A 25187-nucleotide genomic window follows, 5' to 3' on the forward strand; every position below is an offset into this window, starting at 1 on the left:
ACTTGTATAATTTTTATTTTGCAGCCATGAGCAGACTTACGGCCTCGCTGAGTTGACTTTCAATTGACCGTGGAGAATACATCATCCATTTGTCCCAATCCAACACATGCACATTACCATACTTCACGGCAGGGAGACTGCGCCAGCCTTCGCTCTGCTGTAACTCTTTTATGGAATCTCTCGCCCACTCTCCAGACTTCGTTACAAGGAACAAATAGTCCGTATCGCAATCAGATAAATTTGCTGTGGTCGCAGACATCCAATTAAAGACCGTTCCAGGCAAGTGCTTATCTATTTCTCTTCGAATTTGTTCAGGTGGTGATAAATTCAAAGATCGATAAAACACATGTCCAATGTTGCGCGCGCCATATAGTTTTACTTTATGATCGACAAATGTAAGCAGCCCAACCGTACCTTCCCCGATCATTGCTTTTACTTTTTTTTGGTCGCGATCGACTCGTTCTTCGTGACGTGCTATCCATTCATAAGCTTCATTTTCTTTACCCACAAGACGGGCAATCTCGCGCATGTGTCCGAACACGTCTAAACGCTTCCAAGGAATCGTTACAATGGGAGCGATATCCCCAAAATACCTGTTCATTTGCTGGGAAATGTGATCCTTGCACAAAATCATATCGGGCTTATTCATCAATAACGATTCTCGATATCGTTCCCACATTCGATCATAGACTGGCATAGACATCATTGGCGCTTCTTTGTCGATATGTATGGCTAATGGCTTCACGCCCAGTGTTAAAAGATGGTCTGTGTATGGCTGAGAGAGTGACACGATATGTATATGCTGCTGCTTCATATATGCGGTTGGTGCGATTCCGCTGTATGTCTTAAATCGCCTGCTGAAATAAAACTCATCCTTGTATCCGACATCTTGGGCAATGTCGCGTATTTTACCGTTTGGCTGCAGCAATTGCTTCTTCGCCTGATTCATGCGCAGATCGGTCAAATACTCGATTGGACTCTTCTTCATTTTCCTTTTGAATAGTTGAGAGAAATAAGAAGGATTCATACCAGCCTGATCTGCTAGCTTGGCCAAGGTAATATTTGTGGAAAATGCCTGCTGCATATACTCAATTGTGCAATCCAGCAAATTGTCGGTGCTATCTAATATCCTGGACGTCCTGTTTTCAAATATGACGCTTAATATATCATGTAGATGAGGCTGATAAGGGGAATGAGCCATACGCGTTATAGAGGGGCTGTCCTTGCATAATAATCGAATCAAGCGTCTAATGTGATGCTGCTGCTCGACCCGTATTTCCCCGCTAACAGGCAAAGTCAACTCCTTCTCATATACTCTTCTCTTATCGCTCCATTCCATTGCGCGATAGATGTCGAACTCGATTTTATAGAGGTGCAGTCCATGTTTCGCGGCGCATTCAGCTGCAAGAACGGATCCGACCGGCAATAGAAAAACAGTATTCGGCAGCAGCTCTGCAGCATTACATCCGTCGTTCATGTACAATTTTCCTTTACCCTTCACTACAAACAGTAACATATGCGATATAAGCTCTTTTTTCTCCCATTTCCTACTATCGTGAATTGCAACCTGCTCCATCTCTTTGATTTCCAACAAGGTCTTATGTAAAAAGGCGTTGTGTATATCCTCTTTCACCACTTTCCCCCTACTCCTATCATTCGTTAACCACGATTATTATTTAATTAATAATGATTCTCAATATCAGTCATTTATTTTCTCATGTTCGTTTTCATTTGTCTATAGATGATGCATGATGACCGTTCAATAAACGTAAAAAGGCTGCCCCTTGTCACACTAGTGACTTGGGCAGCCCTTCGTTATCCAATTTAGAAGTCGAAATTGTCGGGATCTGGACCAACACGATGATGTTGATTCAATCCGTCAATGCGCTCCATCTCTTCTGGTGACAATTCAAAATCGAAAATGGAGGCATTCTCTACGATCCGATGTTCCTTAATCGATTTAGGAATGGTAATGACGCCATGCTGCAAATCCCAACGCAAGATTACTTGTGCAACCGATTTTCCGTGCTTGCTAGCAATCTCTTGCAATTCAGGTTGATCAAGCAGTTGTCCTTGCATAAGCGGAGACCATGCCTCAAACTGAATGCCTTGCTCCAAGCAAAATTCGCGAAGCTCTTGCTGTGTCAAACGTGGATGGAATTCGACTTGGTCGATCATTGGTTTGATTTCTGCATCCTTCAGCAAATCTTGCAAATGATGAATATGGAAGTTGCTCACCCCAATTGCTTTCACGCGGCCAGCTTTATAAAGGGTCTCCAACGCTCTCCATGCGTCTTTAATCTTACCTTCTACCGGCCAGTGAATTAGATACAAATCCAAATATTCGAGACCGAGCTTCTTCAGGCTTTCATCATAGGCTGCAAGCGTAGATTCATAACCCAAGTCCGCATTCCACACTTTCGAAGTGATGAACAAGTCTTCTCTCGCGATACCCGCTTCTTTCAATCCGATTTGGATCCCTTGTCCTACGCCTTCTTCATTTCCATATATAGCCGCAGTATCAATACTGCGGTATCCATTCTTGATTGCTGCCGCAACGGAATCGACAACTTCGGAACCGTCATTCACCTTGAACACACCAAGTCCGAACCACGGCATTGTCACTCCATTATGCAATGTCACTCTATCTTGTAAATTCGCTGCCATTTCACGTTCCTCCTAAGTCTTCTTCATGATCGTCCACCCGTTCACATCATGTGATCGGCGAATATCAATATAATGCGATACATGCATTATGGCTTACATGAATTCGAAAAGGAAGTACGCACTTTGAAGTGTTCTAGTAACCTAGAAGTAACCTTGTTACCTCTAAGTAACTGTTAATTGGAGCTGCCTGCTCTATTCATTTCCCCGGTACAGCCAGCTATACGTCAATAATACCTACCTAATTGTACGATTAATGCCATAAATCAAAAATTCCAAATTTCATTATTTTGGTATGGTAATAACTATAAACTTACACATTGTGCTAGTAGTGTTATGGAGAGGAGAATTCTTATGGATGTCATGGATGTGGAGTCTTTTTTGCAGCGTGAGAACAAGATTCTTAAGGAGCTAAGCGTAAAGATTGGTCAAGCAGGATGGATGGTAACTTCTACAGGTGAGGAATCATGGAATGATGCGTTGGAGGTTGCTCAAAATGAATGGAAGCGTTATTTATCAGATACAGAGCGGTTCGCCCTCATTACGAAGCACCTAGAGAATAAGCAGCTTACATCATTACAACAACGTCAGCTTACAGAGCTTCACCACTTGATGATCAATCAACAGTTAGATCCGCAGCTGGCTGAACGCTCTACTCGCATGACGAAGGAACTAGTGGACATTTTCAATTCCTACCGTCCTACCATACAGAACCAGCATGTATCGAATAATGATATTCGCACGATTCTGGAAACGAGTCTTGATCCGGAAGAACGCAAGCAGGCATGGCTCGCTAGCAAGCAAATCGGCAAGCAGGTCTGCGATCGCGCACTGCAGCTTATCCAGCAGCGCAATGAAGAGGCTCGCACACTTGGTTACGACAATTATTATCAGATGCAATATAGCGCGCAGGATCTCGATCTTGACGTCGTATTTGCCTTAATCGATGAGCTGCTTGTCCAGAGTGAAGAACCGTATCGGCTCGTGAAGCAGCAAATTGACGAGGAACTAGCTCAAAAGTTTCGTATTACGGTATCGCAGCTTAGGCCGTGGCATTATTCAGATCCGTTCTTTCAAAGTACGCCTGCCGTCAGTGAATGGAGTATGGCTGAGTATTTACAAAATAAAAGGATGGAAGCCATTACAGCAGAGACGTTTCAAAGTATGGGGCTCAATATCACAGATGTAATCGCACGCAGTGACCTATATCCGCGCGATAAGAAATATCCATATGGGTATTGCACGGATATGGGACGTACGGGCGAACCACGCGTCATGATGAGCATGAATCCGAGCGAATTTTGGATGAGTGTGATGCTGCACGAGTTCGGTCATGCGGCATATGAGAAAAATATTGACGCAGCGCTGCCTTTCCTTCTACGCAAGCCTGCCCATACGCTTACTACCGAAGCGATTGCGATGCTCTTTGGCCGAATGACAAAGGATCAGGATTGGATTACCCGCTTCATTAAGCCGGAACCAACCGCCTTTGCTTCCCATGCCTCTGCCCTGCGCGATACTCTTCAACGCGAGATGCTGGTCAGTATGAGATGGTATATTACATTTGTGAAGTTCGAGCGCGAGTTGTATGAGCGTCCGCATACCAATGTGAATGAACGTTGGTGGCAGCTCGTAGAAGAGATCCAGCACTTGCAAGCGCCAGAGGATACCCGGCATCCGGACTGGGCCGCCAAGATGCATTTCACGCTCGCTCCCGTAAGCTATCAAAGCTATATATTAGGTGAACTGACCGCTTCCCAACTGCATCATTATATCATGACGAACATTTCGCGAGACTTGTTCTCTCTAGAAGCTGGAACTTATGTAAAGGAGCAAGTTTTCTTCCCTGGCGCGACATGGACATGGAATGATCTATTGAAACGTGCAACGGGCGAGCCACTTCATCCTAAGTATTTTGTCCAACAGTTCGTAAGCTCGCACTGCAAACAATAATACAACAATCGTACTCGTACATATGGGGAATGCAAGAGAGAATAATATCTCGCTACGCATTCCCCTTGCACGTTCTAATGAGAAGTGATGTTCACCGGGTTCACTGGACTTCCTATTTGAACCGGATCAACTCGGCGGAATAAAAACGACGAATCTTGCAAAAAGGCATGCAAATACGTTTGTGCAAATACCTGTTCGGATTTCAGATTTTCCGTCTCTTCCGGATTTGCAGCATGATGACAGTAGTTCTCGATCATAAACATGATAAAAAAACACTCCACCTGCTGAATATAGCCGCTGGACAGCTTTTTCACATTTTCATATCCTGCAATAAACTGCTTGCGCTGCTTTACACCAAGTCCTAATAGTGCACCCGCCATATCATAAAGATAATAACCATAACCGCACCGACCAAAATCAATCGGACGTGGCTCTTCCCCGGTATATACAACATTCCCTGTATGCAAATCAGCATGAATCAGACCATATGTATCAGCATTTCGTTCCATCCCGGCAACTTGAGCAATAACCTTATCGGCCGCTGCTTGATAGAGATCCCAACCTTGCTTGGCTAAAAATCGAGGGTAATATCGTTCGAGCTTCTTGAACTCCTTCCTAAAACTGTCAATGCCCCAGGCGGGACGTGTGAAATCAGAGGAAGGAACATAATGTGCAGCTTCCTCATGGAGTCGTGCCATCATCGTACCGGTTCGATACGCTTGGCTATCCGTTAATGCCATAGCATGCTCCCCTTCTACCCATCTCATCAACGTGACATAGGGCCTGCAATAACCCATTTCCGTTTCCACTTCAATTACATAGGATCCATCCTTGCTCGCCACCCCAGTCGGCACTGTCAGCTCCTTCGAATGATGCAATATCTGAAGAAAGGCGAGTTCGGAAGCAATCTCATCTCGACTGCACCGATCCGAGTGAATACGCAGTAGATAACATTCTTGAGAAGTCGCTTCAATCTTATACGTAATCGTATCCGACAACTGTATGAATTGGATTTTTTTCCATGCGATGTCATACTTCTGAATAGCATTTAGCGCCACATTTCTCGCCCGTGCCAGCAGCACATGTTTCTCTTCGTTCGTGTCGAATTGAAAGAATGAAATCATTTTTCTCCACTCCAATATTGAGCATATTCGAGCACTTTGCCACATGAAGTTCGTATCGAAGCTTGGATGTTCTTATCGAACTATTTCTCGGTCGACACATTCATAAGCTGCTCTTACAGCCTTTATTGTAGTAGGTGCACTCCAAGCAACATAGGGAAAAAATCATTTAAAACAAACATTACAAACACGCTGCAAGAAGCTGCAACATGTTGCTAATAAAAAAGACTGCACCAGATCCCTCTGATGCAGTCTTTACATCCAAATCACTATGATTTTGTATATACAATCTTCTTAATGCTGTCCGAGGATAAGCAATATTGCTCTGCAAGCTCATCTACCGTTGAGCCCGCTGCAAAGGAATGACGAATAGCCGTGTTCCGCCTGTTCAACATCTTCCTGCCTCCCGATTGTTCGCCCCATTTCTTATGCTGCGACTTCGGCGCAGGGACATATAGCAGTCCGCCTTGGATATATTTTTGAATCTCTTGAATCAATGTCTTGGGTAATACTCGATCTGCATTTACATATTTCATCTTCGCTCTACTCCTTACAGAAATGTACTGTGAAGAGAGCAAAGTCTAAGCTATCAACTTCATAACTTCATTTGAAGTCATGGCGGTATCTATTTCATTCAGGCTTCAGCTCTATACAAACAACCGCCGTTGTTCATAGTTCAGACTTTGCATAGAGCGCATCTGTAACCTACCGTTATCAGTCATGGCGATTCTCCTTATCAAAGAAAATAAAGTAATAAACTAGCGATAGCCCTTAGCTGATTTTGATTTTCCCCATATATTACTCCTCGCTTCGTAAGAGTCTCTCGTTTATATGATGTACCTCCATATAATTGCGCCCATGATCTGCAGACTACTCTTCAACCCGCTTCAGCACTTGAATGAGCAGAATCATCAGTAGCACCGCATATCCAATAGATAACCCGATCGTACCAACAGTTGATGTCATCGTATAACTGCTATAGTTCAGCAGCATATTCATCGTATGATAGGCAGGCGGAAATACCCATGATAGAAGCGCACCTGCTATGCCTGCTTTTGCGATAAGTGCTCCTTGACAGAAGGACAGTGCAAGAATAAGCAGTATCCCGCCAATTGCATAGCTAGCACGCTCCACCCGTTTCGCAAAGTACAGCGATATCGCAATTCCCAGGAGTGCAGAGCTGAGGTGCGTGAACAGCCCGACAATGAGATGCTCGAACCGAATAGGCTCGTCAAATTTATCGAACACGATTGGGTAAACAATTGCAACCACAACAATAAAACACATGATAAGCGCAACCGAACAAATAAGCCCGATCAAATAGAGTGCTCGGCTCTTCACATGCAAGATTGTCAGTTCTTCCTGAACCGCATGCTCCGTCTTCAGGAAGCTGTAGCTGAACCATGCTGCCATGATATAAATCAGCATCGTCGTGAATGAGAAGCTGCCCATAATCGGATTCGGTGAATATGTATAGAACAAGCCCAAACTAATCAAGAACGTGAATAACGGCGGTATGTAGCGATACGATCGACTGTAGTTGCGCAGCAAGTACCATATGGTTGCTTTAAGCATATTCGCGTCCCTCCTGTCGAGAAGGCTGCTGCGCATAATTTGAACCAGTATATCCATGGGCGGCACTTGCTTGAACGGATACAATCGAACATTTCCGCATTAGCAGCTCTAACAGCACGCGATCTGAATCATGCTGCCTCGAACGTATGACATACCTGTCCGAGATTGTATCATGCTCTTTATAACCGAGAATCCCTTCTATTCGAGCGATCTCATCACTTAGAGACAGAGATGTCGGTACCGTCACCTCAATCTGCACATCTTCCTCGAGCGGACGAACCTCTGTAATTGAAATAGAGCCACGGTGAATGCTTACGCATCGATCCGCAAGCTGATCGACCAAAGATGCCTCATGACATGACATCACCATTGCAATGCCTTGCTGCTTCATATGTCCGAGCAGACGAATAAGCTCTCGCTGTGAGTCCGTATCCAATCCGGATAAAGGCTCGTCCAGCAGCAATAAATCAGGCTTATTCAGTACAGCTTGCATGAGGTTCACCTTTTGCAGCATCCCTTTGGAGAAAATATTCATTCTTCGTGCAGCTGCATCCTCCATTTTGAACAAGGCAAGCAATTCATCCAGCCGTGCAGATATGGCTTCCTTGCTCATCCCTTGCATACCACCCATGGAAAATAGGTACTCGATCAGTGTAAGCCGCAGCTTCGGCAGTCGATCAGGAACGAAGCCAATACGCTGTTTGCTTCCTCCGTGACGATGAATCATTCCGCTCGTTGGCTTGGCTAATCCGGCAATCAAGCGGAGCAGCGTGCTTTTCCCCGATCCATTCGTTCCTGTAATCGATACTGCTTCATGCGCTCCGATAGACAATTCTACACGTTGCAGGATGACTCGACGATCATAGCTCTTCGTCACTTGCTCCAACTTTACTAACCCTTCCAATCAGATATCCTCCCGAATCTATCATTTCCACTAAAAACAAACATGCACATGCTATATAGTACCATTATCTTAATAGGTTGTAACAGCATGCAAAGAAGAATAAACGTTGTCAATCCATACCGCAGTTATTCGATATCCAGATCATGACCGAACCGTTGAGGAACACTCTGTTCCGATCCCCATTTTACATGAGCATCATGAACATCTTCTTTCTTGCCCGCGTAAGATTACATCGTCAGATGGAATCAATATCCTTCCTGCGATTGATGTTGTTAGCTTAAAGGTTCGCTACAATTAGATGTTGTAGCTACAGATTGTGATGTACGTTGATCAATGAAATTCTTCACGTTCGCTCGAAGAAAGCCTGGGAGAAAAACAAAGCAAGCAACTTCATTAGGGTTGTAAATGAACAATAGAGAGGACTACAACTTATGCTTACAATCATCATGTCAAGTTTGGGAACGGTAATGCTCCTCGTCATTATTATTGCTTGTGCATCTATACTCTGGATACGTAGAAGCTTTCGGATTACACCTGCAAATCGCAATTGTTTCGAATTTCCTCCCCCAGAACCAATGACAAAGCATCAAGCGAAGTACGTTTTACGAACGGTACAGACAAATGCAATTCCGGATTGGGAACGACGATACGAAGCTCTTCTACAGCACATGATTTCGCATGGAGATTTGGTAGAGGCATGGGGATTCCGCACCTCTCTCGTTGTACAAGGACGAACGAACAAAACGCAATGGAGCAATCTTTTCATTTATAAGCTTTCTCCGGACATGAGTGCTGCGGATTTTACGGCTCTGGAACAGACGTATGTAAAGGATGTCGATCCTTGCATGACTGACCAGCACCGCTCACACAGCCGAACCGTATCGGCTCACCTTATCCCTAGCTGTGTAATCGGAGCTGAGTCGAACTTGCCGCCAGAATGTGCATTCTATGTTGAATATATCTCGGTACAGCCTGACGCTATACAAAACTATACGCACAGTATGAACGAAATTACCGCACCAGCGATGTCTATGCTCAGCAAGCAGGGAGATATCCACTCATTTACGGTATTTGAAATGGATGTGGCCGATACGGATGGTACAACTACGACTACCCATAAAAGGTGGAACCAAATTCATATCACCGCCGGTTCGCCGCTCTCGTTCATTCCATTCAGTTCCCGCTTCAACCGTGCAATTACAACAGTGCAGCCACAGGTCGGTGGATTAGAAGGCGCAATCAAGCAATGGGAGCAATGGTGCTCGTATGAGCGGGTTGATGTGATGAAACTATTATGGCACTGTCGCGACTCCAAGCAAACCGAATAATACACGAGCAGAGCCCATGATGCATACATGGGCTCTGTTTTACTTATTTGCTATCCACAATTTTCGCGGAACGGCTTCCCCGAACCATCGTTAGACTCGTCATAAGCGGCTGCAGCAAGGTCAATATTAACACGCACAGAACCGTGGTGAATACCGTAATCTGAAGCGGCATTCCCGTATATAGCACATGAAATAAACTTGTTGTCAGCGTCAATGGAGCAAGCGCGAATACAAGGCTCACCCATGGCCGCTGCAAGACTATAACCGGATTGCGCTTATGCAGTGTACACCCGATGATGCTGCAGTGAATAAGAAGCGGGAACAGGAATAGGTAGCTTGCTCCAGGGATAAGCCCTAACACAACGATTAGAAGCAGGAAGTAGAACAACATTCCGGTTAGAATCATTTCCAAGACGTTGACCCTATGCCGAGTCAGACGCGTGATTACGAGATGAACAAGTAGCGCGATCAGTACAAAAGCAAGATTGACCTGAGCCGGAATGGAAGCCGATTCAAGTGGCATCCCCGCCACTGAACTTCCAATATACATAATCCCTACAAACACCAAGTAAGCAATCACAACAGATGTTATGATACTTCCAAGTGTAAGCAAGAAGCTGAGTGCCATTCCCTTCAACGTAATCGTTCTCTTCTTGAATAACACCGCGAGGCAGAATAGCCATCCAATTCCAATCAGGATAGACATCGGTATCGTCCAGGAAGCAGGATAATGAAGGAGCATCGTGAACCAGTTAAAATAGACCCTATCGGAACCATTCAATTGCTCCAAATCCATACTTCCGAACTGCTTCGCCGCTGCAAGTGCATTCTCACCATGGTGCTGAAATGTAGCCATTGAGACATTATCGGGCGTATCTTGTTCGGAATGGTATTTGTCCCAGCCGTCGATATATCCGAAATTCAGCCCTGGTATGCCTGCATTTAGTGAGACGGTCAAATCCGTCTCATTCGGCATCGTCCGATACAAGTCGCCTAACAGAGAAGTGCTGACTGGAGACACCGCGAAAGAGGCAAATTCAGAAATCAGCTTACCATTATCTCGACTCGTTTGGAACATGATTGACGGTCCTCTCGAACCTCTTGCCTCGAAATTCACGACAAGGCCGATCTGTTCACGAACTTTATTGTCAAACCAGAATGCCTCTGCACCAAGCAATCCTTTCTCTTCCCCATCGGTCAGCACGAACCAAATGTCCCGATCCATCGACGGACTGGCCTGTAGAATGCGTGCCGTCTCCAAGAGTGCTGCAACTCCAACCGCGTCGTCATTAGCCCCTGGGCCAAATGGTGTAGAATCATAATGAGCGGTCAGCATCAATGCTTTTCCCGGCTTGGTTCCCTTATGTACTCCAATGATATTGTGCAGCTCGAACGACTCGGAAATGCCATTAAATTGCCCTGTCCATGGATACGTGTTCACAATTGGCTGTAGCCCTAATAACTCCATTTGCTCAACTAAATAGGTTCGAACCCTTTCATTCTCAAGCGAACCTGATGGATGCGGCAGCTGTGCGATGGCACTCACATGCTTCATAGCTCTTTCCGCTGAAAATTGTTCGATCGGCGCATTCTCTCCTTTTGGCGCCGGCGGCTGTTCTGACCATAGTGTTGCGAGAACAAGCATGATACAGATGGCAGCGATACCAAGCGCACTCCATCTTGTCATGTGCGTCTGGTGCACTCTGACCGTCTTCCCCACAATCGACTACCTCCTAATCATCTTTTATTTCTAGATATAGGAATAATTTACCTATTTAGATAGAGTTATCATATATGACCTCCCTTATAAGTACAAGACATAAATCTGAGCGCGAACTACTTCAAATCATTAAAAAATCGTTGTTGATCTGATATTTGAACATAGCACTGAACGTAGCAATACAGACACGGATTATGTATCGTCGACCGAAGAAGTTATTTTATTCATGGATAAAGAATCCTTTATCCCCGCTGGACAGAGCTTCCCAAATTGATGGTTCGGGATTTGTATACTATACTAGATGATTTTTCGATTGGCGCTAACTCCCGTACTATTTGTATGTAAATCATTTGTTAACACACTATATATTATGTAAACTAGCACTACCACAATGTGCAAGATCGCTATATAATACAATCTGTGCTATTGCACATTCTATTTTACAGGCCTTACATAGGAGAGTGACTATCGTTGAATTGGTGGGACATGTTTGTTGGATTTATTTTAGGCGTGGTAGAAGGCCTGACTGAGTTTGCTCCGGTCTCTTCGACCGGGCATATGATTCTAGTGGATGACTTTATGCTTCATTCAAAAGAGATATTTAGCCCTCAAATGGCGAATATGTTCAAGGTCGTGATCCAGCTTGGCTCCATCCTTGCGGTTGTCGTTGTGTTTTGGGATCGTTTTTTCCAGCTGCTTGGGTTGAAGCGCGCTCCAATTGATCCAGAGCTAGGTAGAGCGGGACATTCCAGATTGAAGCTCACACAAGTGCTCGTTGGATTAATCCCAGCAGCAGTGCTTGGATTACTGTTCGAAAAGTATATTGATCAATACTTATTTTCCATCCAGACTGTGTTGATCGGCCTTGTGCTCGGAGCAGTGCTCATGATCGCAGCAGACTGGTTCCGCCCTGCGAAGCCAACGGCAAAGACGGTGGATCAGGTAACATACAAACAAGCATTTGGCATCGGCTTGTTCCAATGTCTTGGTCTATGGCCAGGATTCTCCCGTTCTGGCTCTACGATATCAGGCGGGGTACTGCTGGGGATGAGTCACCGTGCGGCTGCTGATTTTACATTCATTATGGCCGTACCTGTCATGGCTGGAGCGAGCGGATTATCCCTGCTGAAGCATTGGAAGGATTTCTCCATGGATGCGCTGCCGTTCTTCATCGTCGGCTTCATTAGCGCATTCCTATTCGCTCTCATCTCTATCCGCTTCTTCTTGAAGCTGATTAATCGAGTGAAACTCGTACCATTTGCTATCTATCGCATCGTATTGGCAGCCGTCATTTATTTTTTCTTCTTGTAAAGAATACATTCCACAACACAAAAGAGACAAAAATGACTGCAAGATTAGTCAGTAAAAATATTCATAATTTTTTAGAAAACCAGTCGCCTAAAATCAGTTGGCGACTGGTTTTCTAAAAAAGTGATTTATATTATGTTTACCTAACAATAATTAGACCTTAAACATTCTGACTTAAGTATACTCATAATTACACTGTCATAGTACTTGCCATCCCTATATACTTTCTCTCTAAGTATCCCCTCTTCTTTAAAACCACATTTTACGTAGCAATTATATGCGGCTCTATTGAAACTATAAACTTCAAGTTCGATTCGATTCATGTTTAGTGTATTAAAGCAAAAGTCCCGTAGTAATCGTAAAGCCTCGGATCCATATCCTTTCCTATGTAGTTTTTTTCTCCCTATAACAATTTGTAATGAAACAGATCGACTATACCAATCAAAATCAAATAAATCAATTTGTCCTATATATTCAAACGTATTAATATCGGCTATTACAAAACCTCTTATTTCTGCTTTTCCATCCATAATTGTATTTAAAAATTTTTCTGTTGAATTTCGTGTCTTGGGATATATAAAAGATGATCCTAAGGTAGAAGTTATTTCAGGATCATTCACCCAATTCAAAATATATTCAATATCTGCTTGTTGATATTCACGTAATATCACCTTTTCACCTATTATTACAGACATACACACAAAAACCTCCATCGTAAGTAATTCACCAGTGAATCTTTCCTACTCCATCCATAATTTCAATTTCAACCCCAAATTTTCTAGAAAGTTGAGCTACATTATGTAAAACCTCCATATTAGAGGTTAGTTCAGGCCATCCTCTTTTATATCTTGGTTTTTCAAAACCAAGATCAATAGGATACAATGCCAATTCGCGTAACTCTCCATTTTCCATTTTCCAATATGGTATTAGAGATTGCCAAACTTTATAGTCTCTCGATAGCCCATTTAGCCCGATCTCTTCCTTTTTATCAAAAACATCCGCAATATTATGTTCGTGACCTAATCCAAACTTATCATAAAAATCTGATGGCTGAGAGGTTATTGATTCATTTTGAAATATAAAATTACCTAAGCTATAAAATATAGGTCGGTTTTTGTAAATCTCTATCCCCCGTACAATATGTGGTCCATGGCAGATAATTGCGTGTGCTCCTTCATCTATACATTTTCTCGCAAAATTAACTATGAAATCTGCTGGTTCTTCTAAATCATCAGAATTCGGTTGGTGTGTGTGAATGCTTAAAACAACATAATCTGATTGCCTCTTAGCTTCACGAATTGAATTGACGATTCTATTTTCATCACGGGGATCTATTTTTATGATCGTTGACTCACTATCCCCTTCTTGGAAAATATACTCACCAAATGGAAACCAACAATCGGGATGTTCTTTCATATAGCCTTTATTCGTAAGAATTTGATAAGCTGAATTTATTTTACAGTTCTCAGCAATTTCTTTTAATTGTTTCATATGTGTTGCATTAATCGTATATATCGTATTCAATCTCATCGGATTGATACCTGGTCTACCAATCATGTCTCTTCTTTGTTCTCCTGCAATCCAAGTACGATCAAAATTAGACGTTGTTGCGATTAACGCAACTCGATTATTATTCGTCTCCAAATATCTTGGTTCACTTGCACTTGCCAAATTATTGCCTGCACCAGCGTGTACAATCCCATACTTGTTTAATAACTGTTCAGTAGACCTTAATCCTCCATAAGAAAAATCAAGCGTATGATTATTGGCCCAAGCTACCAAATTAAATCCATAGCCTAGTAAATCACAAAACATTTCTGGGGATGCTGAACTCCAAGTTCCCCCACTTACAGCCGAGGGAAAGGATTCTGTACTTTGTACCGTTGTTTCTAAATTAGTGAATCGAACATCCCCTAGTTGAATAATGGATTTTATATTATCCATACTAACATCACCACTAGGCAACCTCCGCGCAATCAAACTATCCCCAGTTGCCGTAAACGTAATTGAATTACTCAAGAAAATCATTCCTTCTACATTTTTCAAATTTCTATATCGCTTGTTTGCCTAACTCCTTTCACAGGAGACATTACTAAAAGAAATACAGCTCCCAAAGATAAACACCCTGCAGCCATAATGGTTTCGCGCAATCCAAATAACATCCCACTGAGTCCTCCAAGTAATGCTCCAATTGGAACAGCTCCTCGACTTATAAACACCTGAGTAGCGTTAACTCGTCCCATAATTTCATTTGGCGTAACCGCTTGTCTAATACTCACTTGACTAATAAAAAACACAGTATTACCCATAGATATAAAGAATTGTGATATAGATAATATTGCTATGTTTACAATTATATATTTTGTTACTATAGCAACAATTAAGAATCCTACCCCTACAATTACGGTGGAAATGAGAATAGTGTTTCCAGTTCCTATCTTTTTAACGAGTTTATTAGCAGTAAAAGCCCCTAATAATGCCCCTAAACTGCCTACTCCAAATATTATACCTAAAATGCTAGCGTCTATAGAAAACACAGTCACGACATAGAGCATGTAAACAGCATCAAATGCACATCGAGAAAAGTTCAAAATTGCCGTGGACAAAGAAATCGTTCTTAAAAATGGATTAGTAAATATATGGTGAAACCCTTGTCTTATCTGCTTGAGGATCGTGTTTTTAGTTGCCGTAGGTTCCTTTTCATCTATATTAATTCTTTTAAAAAAGAATATAGATACAAGATATGTAATAATATTTATAAAGAGAGAAATAGGCGCTGATAAAACATGAATAATTACACCTGCAATACTTGGGCCAACAAACTGTGTCATCGCTCTAGAAATCTCCAGCTTGCTATTACCCTCAGTTAAGTCATTTTTGTTAATAATTGATGGTAATACTGAGGTGTATGCAAATTGAAATACCATTGAACAAGATGCTGTAAAAAAAGAAATCGCACACAAAATCCAAATATTCATCACATTAAGCCAGTTAAACAGAGGAATGAGTAAAAGGAAAAACGCTGTAATAAGATTCATATTAATTAATATTGGAACTCTCTTAATCCGATCTATCCAAACTCCAGCAAATAACCCAATAAGAAAGTATGGTGCTGTAGAGGAAGCTGTGAGCAAACCCATTTGGAAAGCATTTGCATCTAACAATATTACTGCTATTAGTGGAATTGCAATGTAAGAGATTTGAGAACCTAAAACCGAAATAGTTTGACCGATCCAAAGTTGTCTAAATGAATAATGTCCCCACAATCCCTTTAGCACTTCGATATTTTTTTTTGAAGTCATAAATATAGATTCCTTTTATTGTTTTTAATGAAAATCATGAAATTAAACTAACATTCTGCTAACCCAATCTCAATGAATTGCTGTAGTAATTGATATGCATCTTCTTCATTATCACTTGATTTAGGCTCGATATTATCATTATTTAATAACAGCGTTTCTGGGAATAAATATATTTTTTCAAACAACAAATTTACTATATACGTTATTTCCCGTTCCTCTTCAATTACACTTATACATTTGACCCATGGAAGTAACCTTGTATTATATTTTCCGGTACTATCAGTTGTCTCATTTTTCTTTTGAATCTCTGTATTTAAAGCTGGTTTAACTTGATGCAAGATTTGCATCATCCACTTTTTCCTCTCCTCATAATTGGCTCCTTCTTTATACTCTATTTCATATCCCATTCTTCCCATGCCGTAATTAATTACCTTATTACCTATAAGAATGTTACTATTTTTTTTAATTTCTAATCCAACACTTGCCGTTTCTTCTCTCTCTGTTAAGAATGATCGTGGTTCTGCTACTAACATTTGAATTACATCAATACCCAATTTGTTCTCATTTTTTTTCAAAAAATGTAACGATTCTTTAGCCTCTTCTTCTGTCTCTGTGGGCAAACCGCCTATTATATTTAATCTCAGCTCTAATTCAGCATCATAGATATTATCAACGATTTGTTGAAAGTTTGCTGATGTTACCCCTTTATCAATAATATCTAAAACTCTTTGAGAAAACGTTTCATATCCTACTGACAGTTGGGTACAGCCCAGATCTTTCAACTCAAAGCACAGTTCTTTATCTAGAAACGTATCTTCAAGCCTACAACGTATGCTAAATTCAGCTTTATAACCACGTTCTTTCAGCCTTTTCATTGCTTTCATAATTAATTTGATATTAGTATTCTCATCAACAAAATTTATACGTTTTATACCATATCTCCCAATCAAAAATTCAAACTCATCTGCAATTTGGCCAATTCTTTTCTGCTGGTAATTGCGAGTACTTCTTGATCTATTTCCATATGAGCAAAAAGTACACCTACCCCACGAACAACCAGCACATGAAATAACCCCTAATTGCATTCCATGTGACATGTAGTTCCTGATCGGCAAACCATCAAAGTCTAGAATTGGCTTTTCGTTTATGTGTAAATTTGAAACATGTAGCTTTTGCTTTACCTTAGAAATACTTGTGTCAATAATATTCGGAATATTGGAGTAAACTTCTTCGCCATTTAGATATTTATGTAGCATTAACAGCGTCTCTTCTCCATCACCAATTCCCAAATAATCAATATACTTTTTTATGCACTTCAAATTAATCATTTTTTCATGAAAAAGAGTTATTTGAGGCCCCCCAAATATTATCTTTACGGTTGGACATATACTCTTAATTATTTTTGCAGCTATCAGACTAGGAAACACTTGACTATAGAAGGCCACAGAGATTCCTACTATTTGATAATTGCCATTCTTAATAATTTCTTTTATGTCAGACAAAAATTCTCTTCCAGAAATATCATTGATCATAAAAGCATTAAATTTAATAACTTCATTATCTATATCATCAAAAGAACAAAATTCCTTTTTTAACAACGATCCTTCTAGAATCATCTCAATTATTTTTCTTACAAAGTCTAACTCATATCCTTTCAGATGCTTACTCCTTTTATCTTCATTCTTTTCGAATATATAACCGTATATAGCCTCATAGTTTGATAACATAAAATCACACATGTGCCTTCTAATTTCTATCGCTATCCTCGATTTATCGCCGACTTTACTAATAATTATGTCTCTATATTCAAGAATTGATTTATATGAAGCTAGTTTTTGACTTAGTTTAATATTTAAATCCTCTTGAACTACAGAAACCCCATTTTTACGCAAATAAGAAGTTAGCATAGGAAGACTTAAATAAGGAAAAAATCTAGCTTCAGTTAACGGCGGAAAGATAAGCAGAATGTCTCTATCACTGATCATTTAGCCCTCCAACATGAAAATACGAATTAGTACAATCATACAGATTCAACTATATACTCACGATTAAGGCATCCATTTTAACAACAAGCCTCAATTACACCAACTATGTATATTGGTATTTTCTTGATTTATATCTAATAGAAACATATATAAAGAAGATGTTGCTAAACAGCAACACCTTCTTTATATAAAATATACATATCAATCTGGCCAATGATAGTTAAACTTTTGTCCTTCAATTGCTGTTCCTTCGATGATAATTTCTTTCATATAGTCCACCTCCTTGTATTTGAAATGTTAACGTTCACATTTACTAATATACCAATTTCTTCTTTTTTAGTCAACAATATTTTCCATTATTCATTATCCCCCATACTAGAACACAATTCAACGTTTCATTTGAATAAAATAGCTATACTGAACAGATACAACATCAATTTTTCACAGTAGAAATGAAATAGAGAAGGAAAAAAGTTTAAATAAAAATTAAAATAACATTGATTGAGAAGGAGTAAACACATTAGTCATATATCGAGTGAAAGTAAATTCTTCACGTCCACAGAGCAGCTCACCATTAGCAACGCAAAAACACCTACAAGGGTATCACTCATATTTTACGATAATAAGAGCGACTTCTTGAAGGTGTATTGATTTACCTCACACTATGGAGTTAATCCTAATGTAATGACCTATCTTATTAAACTCTTTTTTCACTGTCTATTAATACATTATTAACTTACTTTTTCTAGCTGCTAATCTCAAAATAGAAGTCATCCAATTCGACTTTGGCATCTTCAAACAACTGCTGTAGCTCGTCGCAGTAGTTACCGAGTTGTCGTTTACTTGCCTCGTAATGCGTCCAACGAATCGTGAGTGGAAGTGACTGAGATTCAGTCAAACAATCCCATAACGCATCCAAATTCCGTCCATAGTAATTAGGCAATTCTAATACCTCGCTAAGAACATCATGCAGCTTCGTAATCGAGGTTAAGAGTCGTCCATCCAATTCAATAATTTGTCTGGTCATCGCTCTCCATCCTTCCCTTTCATCTGCTGGAATGTATCATAATGATCCTCTGTTTTATAGATCAGCCCGTCATTTGAGAAGAGAAGACGATCTTTCCCACGGAATCCCTTGGAGTAGTTTATATCTGCTTCATACCAGATGCGCCCCTTCTTCTTCGGCAGCTTGCCTTCTCGATTGCGGAAGATGTCTCCACCAATGCTCTTTCCTGGAGCTACTTCATTTAGATTGCCTTCCTTCGCATTCCAGCCCAGCTTCTCTGCATCCTTTTTCGTGATGAAATTATCAGGCAGAGAATGATTCTTCCGTATATAACTCGCCACTTCCTCGAAATCTGTAAGGGGCTTCGATTGGGCAGGTTCGTTAGTCTCTACTGTTGTCGAAGGGCGATCTGTCGCAACCTTCTTCTCACTATCAATCTGTGTCGTGCCGCACCCTGCCAGTACCATCAAGGTAAGGAACAGGACGAACAGCGATTTCATCCATCTCAACGTATAATTCCCTCCATATGTCTATCTTACAGCTAGTGTGATCAGGCACTATTGTAACATGAATGAGCAATGAGAATAAAATTCTCTTAATTCTTATTATGTAACGATATCGAAGTAGAGATTTGGACAAGGTTAATGTGTAGATATTTTTCATGTAAGCGAACAGAAGGCATGTCTATTTACCAAATTAAAAAAGAAAGTCCAGCAAATTGCTGGACTTTCCGAGAACATCATCCTGCTCGATTATTGAATTTGAATGTTAGGAAGCGAGTACGAGAAATCACGGTAAGGCGACATATCGAAGCCTTGAACGCGTGCGTTCGTTGCGTACATATCTCGACGTTGGTACATGTAGATGTAAGGAAGATCTTCGTTCAACTCTTTATAAATAGAATGGAAGATTTCTTTACGCTTCTCAACATCAAGCGTCGAATTGGATTGAATAAACAACTCATCGACCTTCGGATTACTGTATCCGATGTCGTTCTGGTGGCCCTTCGTTGTGAATACATTTTCAGAAGATTGCGGATCTGGTGTTAAGGACCATGCCATGAACAGCATGTCGAAGTCGCCCTTCTTACGCTTGTCGATAACCGCGTTGAATTCCATTTGGTCAGCAATGAATTCAATGCCCAGATCGCCATAATTCTTCTGTGCAATTGGAATAATTGCATCATTGACTTCACTAGGAGTAGAAGCCGTGAAGTGAATGACGAACTTCTCGCCATTCTTCTCACGCTTGCCGTCAGCGCCAACTTTCCATCCAGCTTCGTCAAGCAATTGCTTAGCCTTCTCCAGATCGAAGTTGTACTTCGTTACATCATCTGTGTAAGACCAGGATTGCTTGGATTGTGGAACGTCGATAGGATCTGCATAGCCTTGGAATACCGCATCTACGATTTCTTGACGGTTCAAGCCGTATGCCAACGCTTGACGTACACGCTTGTCCTTGAACTTATCCAACTTATGGTTGAAAGCGATGTAGCCGTAGCCATTTGTACGGTACAAGGTGGTATCCAAGAAGCCCATTTCCTTCAATTGCTCAACTTGGTCTTTGGATACTGTAGGTTCATCCATGTCCGTTTCACCCGTTTGCAGCAATTGAACGTTAGTCTCGGCTGTTGTAAATTTATAGATCAGCTTCTCTACCTTAGGCTTGCCCAAGTAGTAGTTCTCATTTGCCGTAAGCTGAGCTTCTTGTCCAGCTACGAACTTATCCAACTTGTAAGGGCCTGCGCCAACTGGCTTCGTGAACAAATCGTGCATGTAGCCCAGGTCACCTTGCTTGTAATCCTTGCCATAGTAAGCCTTAGGCATGATTTCCACACCACCGATTGTGGAAAGTGCTAACGCGCTTACTTCTGTAGTCGTGAATTCAATCGTCAACGGATCGATTACCTTGATACCTTCAATGGAAGATACTTTACCGTCGCGGTATTCTTGTCCACCCTTAATATGTGCATTCTTCACGATATCAGATGGTCCATCGTAAGACTTATCATGTAATATTGTTAATGTAAACGCTACGTCTTCTGCTGTAAGAGGCGTACCGTCACTAAACTTCAAGCCTTCCTTCAGCTTGAATGTATATTTCAGATTGTCAGGAGACACTTGATAGTCATCCGCCAATGCTTTCTTCAATGTACCGTCTTTATCATACTCCAGCATCCCCTTGAACAAGGAACGCACTAAATAAGCATCATATGAAGTCTCCGAGTAAATCGGGTTGAAAATACCCTTAGGAGCTGTAATACCGAGAATCACCATATCTTTACGGTTGTTGGCCAATTCTGGAGACTTGGAAGGATCTGCGGCCTTAATGACACCCTCAGAGACGATTTCGCCTTCCCCTGCCGCATCATCTTTCTTCTCTTCTTGGCCAGAACCCTGCTCATTCGATTGTGCATTCTTCTCTGGTTCCTTCGCTTTGTCGCTGCCGCACGCGGACAACGCGATCGATACAGCAAGAAGCGTACTCAAGAACAAACTCCACTTCTTCTTCATACAAAACTCCCCCTATTTCTGGAATAAATCCAATGATGTGATGTTTTTTATGCACTATTTTAAACATGGAAGCAGCAGCAAAAAAACGAGATTTCCGATTATTCTCCAAATGATTTTTTGCATATATATCCACTTACCATAAATAGGCATCTCAATATTTCTCACTATACTACTTTATCTATTTTATTTTGTAAAGTAGTTTTTTAGATTTTCTTGCAGGAGTAGTCGTGGAGAGGATTTTCATACAGATCGATATTCCCACGGAAGACATATGAATAATTAACCATATGTCTGAAAACAAAATACATTATTACATAAAAAGGGATCTTGTTACACAAGATCCATAATAGTAATTTTTTGTTGTGATATTATCTTCTTACTCACCTTCCGAATCCATCTCAATGGATACGGCATGAGCAATACATGGTATGCTCTCACCTTGTTGATATGAGAGTGGCGACAGCAGTGAACCGGTGGCCACAATTAACATTCGTTTCAATTGTCCTCGAATCATCCGCTTCATCAAGTGCCCATAGGTGACAACAGCAGAGCAGCCGCAGCCGCTCCCTCCAGCTTGTACGGCTTGCTTGTTGCGGTCAAATATCATTAAGCCGCAATCATCGAATACGGTATCCTCCATCGATACCCCGGACTGCCTCAATAAGTCTGAAGCGATAGGATGGCCCACGGCAGACAAATCCCCGGTTACGATCATGTCGTAATAGCTTGCCTCTCTCCCGGTGTCAGTAAAATGCGCCCGCAAGGTATCCACTGCGGCTGGAGCCATAGCCGCCCCCATGTTGAACGGATCGGTTATACCTAAGTCAATTACCTTCCCAATTGTAGCGCTGGTTACCCGCGGCCCACTACCGCGATTGCACAATACTGCAGCGCCTGCCCCGGTTACGGTGAATTGTGCCGTAGGCGGTTTCTGGGAACCGTACTCCGTAGGGTAACGGAATTGCTTCTCCGCTGTGCAGTTATGACTGCATGTTCCTGCAAGAGCATAATGCGCATTCCCGGAATCAATAATCATCGCTGCAAGCGCAAGTGATTCCATGGAAGTTGAGCACGCACCGAATACGCCAATATAGGGAACAGACAGAGTTCGAGCCGCGAAGCTGTTACTCGTAATTTGGTTCATCAAGTCCCCGCCAATAAAATATTCGATATGGTTCGTGTTGACGTTCGCCTTGGTGATCGCAAGACTTGTTGCTTGTTCAAGAAGCTTGCGTTCTGCCTTCTCCCAGCTCGTCTCGTAAATATCAAGCTGTTCGTGGATAAGGTCATAATCAGCGGCAAGCGGCCCCTGCCCTTCCTCAGGCCCAACGATGGCTGAAGTGCCTATAATATAAGGAGCTCGCTCGAATTTCCAAGATTGCTTACCTACTAGCATGAAGCCACCTCACTTTATCGCATACCTTCGATTATTGGATGAGTAATGGTCGTACCTTCTCAATAATGTGCTGCAACGTGCGAGAGCACTGTCCATACATTTGTTTTGCTTTCTCATCTTCCGTTGATAGACAGAACATTTCCAGATCAGCTTCGCACTTTTTCATCGTTGCTAACGTATTAGCCCGCTTCTGCGGAATCGTAACTTTAATTTGATCGTTGAAGAGATCAACATACAGCTCCCCGAAGCTATCTACTTGGCCAAAATATACATCCTGAACCGCCTTTACACCAAGCGAAGTCAGCTGCTCGCTCAGCCACTTTTTATCGCGGCCAATCGTTGCAAGCGGCTGCTCCATAACCTGCCCGTCCATAATAACCACTTGCGGTTCATACTCAGGTGCGACCTTAATCCCTAGATGTTTTGGAGTAAAGGGCATATTTTCACTTTTGAGCAAAACACTTACGTCACCACTTGATTCCATCATCGCGAATTCCACATCAGCTACCTTGAATACATCCTTCATGCGAAGCTTCAGCATCAATTCATCAGAGGTCAGGCGTTCCTTTTTTAAGTTGTCTTCAAGAATTTTACCATTCTTGATGAGAACTGTAGATTTGCCGTCAATCCAATCCCGCATCGTCTTGCTCTTCAATTGCAAGAATTCGATCCCGAATGATACTGAAGCCCACACACCCAGCGACACAATCCCAAGATACCAATTGTCCTCCAAATCCAAGGAAACATACGCAGCAAGGCTTCCGATCGTGATGCCGGTTATGTATTCAAATACGGATAATTGAGTAACTTGTCGCTTCCCTAACATCTTCGTTATCAGGAACAAGACAACGACCGCAACCAAAGTTCGAAGCGTGATTTCCAGCCAAAGTGGCATCATACATCCTCCTTGATAAGAAAAAGTTCCATTCCACTACGTCATTATTTGTAGATGCTCATGATTTTATGAAGTGAGTTAATTTAATTATTGGAGGTATGGCTGTTCCTCTTTCGGGACAAATTATCCTCTGTAGTTCGGAGGAGGAAGGGAGGTGTACAGCATGACAGTTGGATCTCAAGTGAAAACATGCTTAGCTTCGCTAAAAGGTGTACAAGCTGACTTGGAGTCTTTCGCATTGGCCACTCAGAATCAAGAAGCAAAGCAATTATATACGAATGCCGCAGAGCAAACGCAGCAGATCGTCGACCAAGTGGAAAACCGAGTGCAGCAATTAGAAACGGAGGAGCCTCAATATAAAGGCTTCTAATCCTAGCAGAACATACAAGCCATGCATGAAATGCATGGCTTATTTACATAACAGACGTGATGCAACCCGTCAAACGTCCAATCACCTACACCGTTTCCTTCATACACTTATACGGTAATACATCATTACCAAACGAAAGGGGATTTGAACATGTCTGATGTAAGAGGCTGTGGAAGCTGTGGCTTCGGTGGATTTGGCTTTACAAGTACTGGCGTTATCTTGGTACTTTTCATTTTGCTCGTAATCGTAAGCCGTTCTTTCTTGTTCTAAGAGCTGCGCCCAGGCGACCACCCAGGCATTGCTTGGGTGGTTTTTCCTTTTGCCATCGACGTCGTTATCCATTCTCCGGAGCAGACCAATACGGATAAGATGAATCATAATATTCTTCCAACGTGATCCCCTGTGCTGTCAATAGAGCGGACAATTTCTTCCCAACATAACGGATGTGCCATGGCTCGTATTGATATCCTGTAATGTGCTCTTTTCCTTTTGGATACCGAACAATATACCCATATTCATGTGCATGATTCTGCAGCCATTTAGCCTCTTTCATGTCCGCGAAGCAAGCTTCCGCTGCACATCTTCCATCGCTGCGCGTGAGGTCTACGGCGAGCCCTGTCTTATGTTCGCTATGCCCCGGTTCCGCACAATACAACTCCGCATTTTTCTTGCCATAACGCCGTACATTGCTATGATATATGGCCGTCTGAGCAGCATGAGATCGGAACGCAGATACACCTGCCAAATAAATACCGTCTTGTCTAGCACCAGCGATTAGCTGCTCCAGAGCTCTAGCTGCTTCCTTGCGCAATTTGCGCTTATCTACCCGCTCGTCAAAAATAAAGGGTGCGTTTGGATAAACCAGATCATCTGGCCGGTAATCAAGAGGGAGTTCGTGAAATTTATTAACGAGGATCCCGATACTGCCGATTCTAGCCTTATCCATTTTGACATTAAGTTCACTTGGGATCTGATGCATCTTCAACATCGTATGCTGGAATGACTTCAAATCATCCAGTTGCATCGCGACAACATCGATTGCTTGTCTTGGATGAAGAGCGTTCATCTGTGTCTCAGTCACTGTCACTTCATATCTTGGGTGTTCCATCCCTTGTATCCTGCAGCTGCTGCATAATGGAATCAATAA

General features: G+C 41.9%; 22 protein-coding genes. 5 read left to right on the forward strand and 17 right to left on the reverse strand.

Annotated features, from left to right (window positions below; translation table 11 throughout):
• Positions 1–13: 13 nt before the first annotated feature.
• A complete protein-coding gene (locus BP95_RS0118825) occupies positions 14–1633 on the reverse strand; it encodes an AraC family transcriptional regulator (RefSeq protein WP_139170645.1) in 1620 nt (539 codons plus the stop codon).
• Positions 1634–1824: 191 nt separating this feature from the next.
• Positions 1825–2667 (reverse strand): aldo/keto reductase, encoded by an 843-nt coding sequence (locus BP95_RS0118830; protein WP_021261505.1) that lies wholly within the window; start codon positions 2665–2667, stop codon positions 1825–1827.
• A gap of 351 nt (positions 2668–3018) precedes the next feature.
• On the opposite strand from BP95_RS0118830, the gene BP95_RS0118835 reads away from it, so the two are divergent.
• Positions 3019–4617: a M3 family metallopeptidase gene (locus tag BP95_RS0118835; RefSeq protein WP_028533006.1), complete on the forward strand. Its 1599-nt coding sequence runs from the start codon at positions 3019–3021 to the stop codon at positions 4615–4617.
• Between the two features lie 74 nt (positions 4618–4691).
• Here BP95_RS0118835 and BP95_RS0118840 read toward each other — a convergent pair whose 3' ends face one another.
• The 4 genes from BP95_RS0118840 to BP95_RS30900 form a co-directional block, all read right to left on the reverse strand.
• Positions 4692–5741, reverse strand: coding sequence for a phosphotransferase enzyme family protein (locus tag BP95_RS0118840; RefSeq protein ID WP_028533007.1), 1050 nt, complete (start codon positions 5739–5741; stop codon positions 4692–4694).
• Between the two features lie 266 nt (positions 5742–6007).
• A complete protein-coding gene (locus tag BP95_RS0118845) occupies positions 6008–6274 on the reverse strand; it encodes a CD3324 family protein (RefSeq protein ID WP_021253788.1) in 267 nt (88 codons plus the stop codon).
• Between the two features lie 334 nt (positions 6275–6608).
• Entirely contained in the window at positions 6609–7313 is a 705-nt protein-coding gene (locus BP95_RS0118850; RefSeq protein WP_028533008.1) for an ABC transporter permease, read from the reverse strand.
• Positions 7306–8217, reverse strand: a complete 912-nt coding sequence (locus BP95_RS30900) for an ATP-binding cassette domain-containing protein (RefSeq protein ID WP_051614138.1) — start codon at positions 8215–8217, stop codon at positions 7306–7308. Before BP95_RS30900 ends, BP95_RS0118850 begins: the two co-directional genes overlap by 8 nt.
• A 431-nt stretch (positions 8218–8648) precedes the next feature.
• On the opposite strand from BP95_RS30900, the gene BP95_RS0118860 reads away from it, so the two are divergent.
• A complete protein-coding gene (locus BP95_RS0118860; protein WP_021253791.1) occupies positions 8649–9545 on the forward strand; it encodes a hypothetical protein in 897 nt (298 codons plus the stop codon).
• Between the two features lie 43 nt (positions 9546–9588).
• Here BP95_RS0118860 and BP95_RS30905 read toward each other — a convergent pair whose 3' ends face one another.
• On the reverse strand, positions 9589–11265 hold the full coding sequence (locus tag BP95_RS30905; protein WP_051614139.1) for a M28 family peptidase: 1677 nt from the start codon (positions 11263–11265) through the stop codon (positions 9589–9591).
• Between the two features lie 486 nt (positions 11266–11751).
• On the opposite strand from BP95_RS30905, the gene BP95_RS0118870 reads away from it, so the two are divergent.
• Positions 11752–12576, forward strand: coding sequence for an undecaprenyl-diphosphate phosphatase (locus tag BP95_RS0118870; RefSeq protein WP_175460738.1), 825 nt, complete (start codon positions 11752–11754; stop codon positions 12574–12576).
• A gap of 140 nt (positions 12577–12716) precedes the next feature.
• Here BP95_RS0118870 and BP95_RS0118875 read toward each other — a convergent pair whose 3' ends face one another.
• The 9 genes from BP95_RS0118875 to BP95_RS0118915 all read right to left on the reverse strand — a co-directional run bounded on the left by BP95_RS0118875 (position 12717) and on the right by BP95_RS0118915 (position 23670).
• Complete coding sequence (locus BP95_RS0118875) at positions 12717–13268, reverse strand: GNAT family N-acetyltransferase (RefSeq protein WP_021253795.1); 552 nt, start codon at positions 13266–13268, stop codon at positions 12717–12719.
• 28 nt (positions 13269–13296) lie between these two features.
• Positions 13297–14592, reverse strand: a complete 1296-nt coding sequence (locus tag BP95_RS0118880) for a CapA family protein (RefSeq protein ID WP_028533009.1) — start codon at positions 14590–14592, stop codon at positions 13297–13299.
• 23 nt (positions 14593–14615) lie between these two features.
• A complete protein-coding gene (locus BP95_RS30910; protein WP_021253797.1) occupies positions 14616–15875 on the reverse strand; it encodes an MFS transporter in 1260 nt (419 codons plus the stop codon).
• 47 nt (positions 15876–15922) lie between these two features.
• The gene (locus tag BP95_RS0118890) at positions 15923–17860 is read right to left on the reverse strand and encodes a B12-binding domain-containing radical SAM protein (RefSeq protein WP_021253798.1); all 1938 of its coding nucleotides are present in this window, start codon (positions 17858–17860) and stop codon (positions 15923–15925) included.
• A gap of 745 nt (positions 17861–18605) precedes the next feature.
• Entirely contained in the window at positions 18606–18887 is a 282-nt protein-coding gene (locus BP95_RS0118895) for a barstar family protein (RefSeq protein WP_021253799.1), read from the reverse strand.
• Positions 18884–19375 carry a ribonuclease domain-containing protein gene (locus BP95_RS0118900; RefSeq protein WP_021253800.1) on the reverse strand — a complete coding sequence of 164 codons (492 nt, stop codon included), beginning with the start codon at positions 19373–19375 and terminating at the stop codon, positions 18884–18886. The genes BP95_RS0118895 and BP95_RS0118900 overlap by 4 nt, the downstream gene beginning before the upstream one ends.
• 243 nt (positions 19376–19618) lie before the next feature.
• Positions 19619–21379, reverse strand: coding sequence for an ABC transporter substrate-binding protein (locus tag BP95_RS0118905; protein ID WP_021253801.1), 1761 nt, complete (start codon positions 21377–21379; stop codon positions 19619–19621).
• Positions 21380–21755: 376 nt separating this feature from the next.
• Positions 21756–22775 (reverse strand): stage V sporulation protein AD, encoded by a 1020-nt coding sequence (gene spoVAD, locus BP95_RS0118910; RefSeq protein ID WP_028533010.1) that lies wholly within the window; start codon positions 22773–22775, stop codon positions 21756–21758.
• 31 nt (positions 22776–22806) lie between these two features.
• Positions 22807–23670: a DUF421 domain-containing protein gene (locus tag BP95_RS0118915; RefSeq protein ID WP_021253803.1), complete on the reverse strand. Its 864-nt coding sequence runs from the start codon at positions 23668–23670 to the stop codon at positions 22807–22809.
• A 163-nt stretch (positions 23671–23833) separates the two neighbouring features.
• Between BP95_RS0118915 and BP95_RS0118920 the strand changes: the two genes are divergently transcribed.
• A complete protein-coding gene (locus BP95_RS0118920; protein WP_021253804.1) occupies positions 23834–24040 on the forward strand; it encodes a DUF1657 domain-containing protein in 207 nt (68 codons plus the stop codon).
• Positions 24041–24190: 150 nt separating this feature from the next.
• The gene (locus tag BP95_RS33235; RefSeq protein ID WP_138186242.1) at positions 24191–24310 is read left to right on the forward strand and encodes a sporulation protein YjcZ; all 120 of its coding nucleotides are present in this window, start codon (positions 24191–24193) and stop codon (positions 24308–24310) included.
• Between the two features lie 64 nt (positions 24311–24374).
• On the opposite strand, the gene BP95_RS30915 is transcribed toward BP95_RS33235, so the two are convergent.
• Positions 24375–25148, reverse strand: a complete 774-nt coding sequence (locus tag BP95_RS30915) for a M15 family metallopeptidase (RefSeq protein ID WP_231515146.1) — start codon at positions 25146–25148, stop codon at positions 24375–24377.
• Positions 25149–25187 lie beyond the last annotated feature (39 nt).

This window comes from Paenibacillus sp. UNC217MF, assembly GCF_000686865.1.
GTDB classification, from domain to species: Bacteria; Bacillota; Bacilli; order Paenibacillales; family Paenibacillaceae; genus Paenibacillus_B; species Paenibacillus_B suaedae.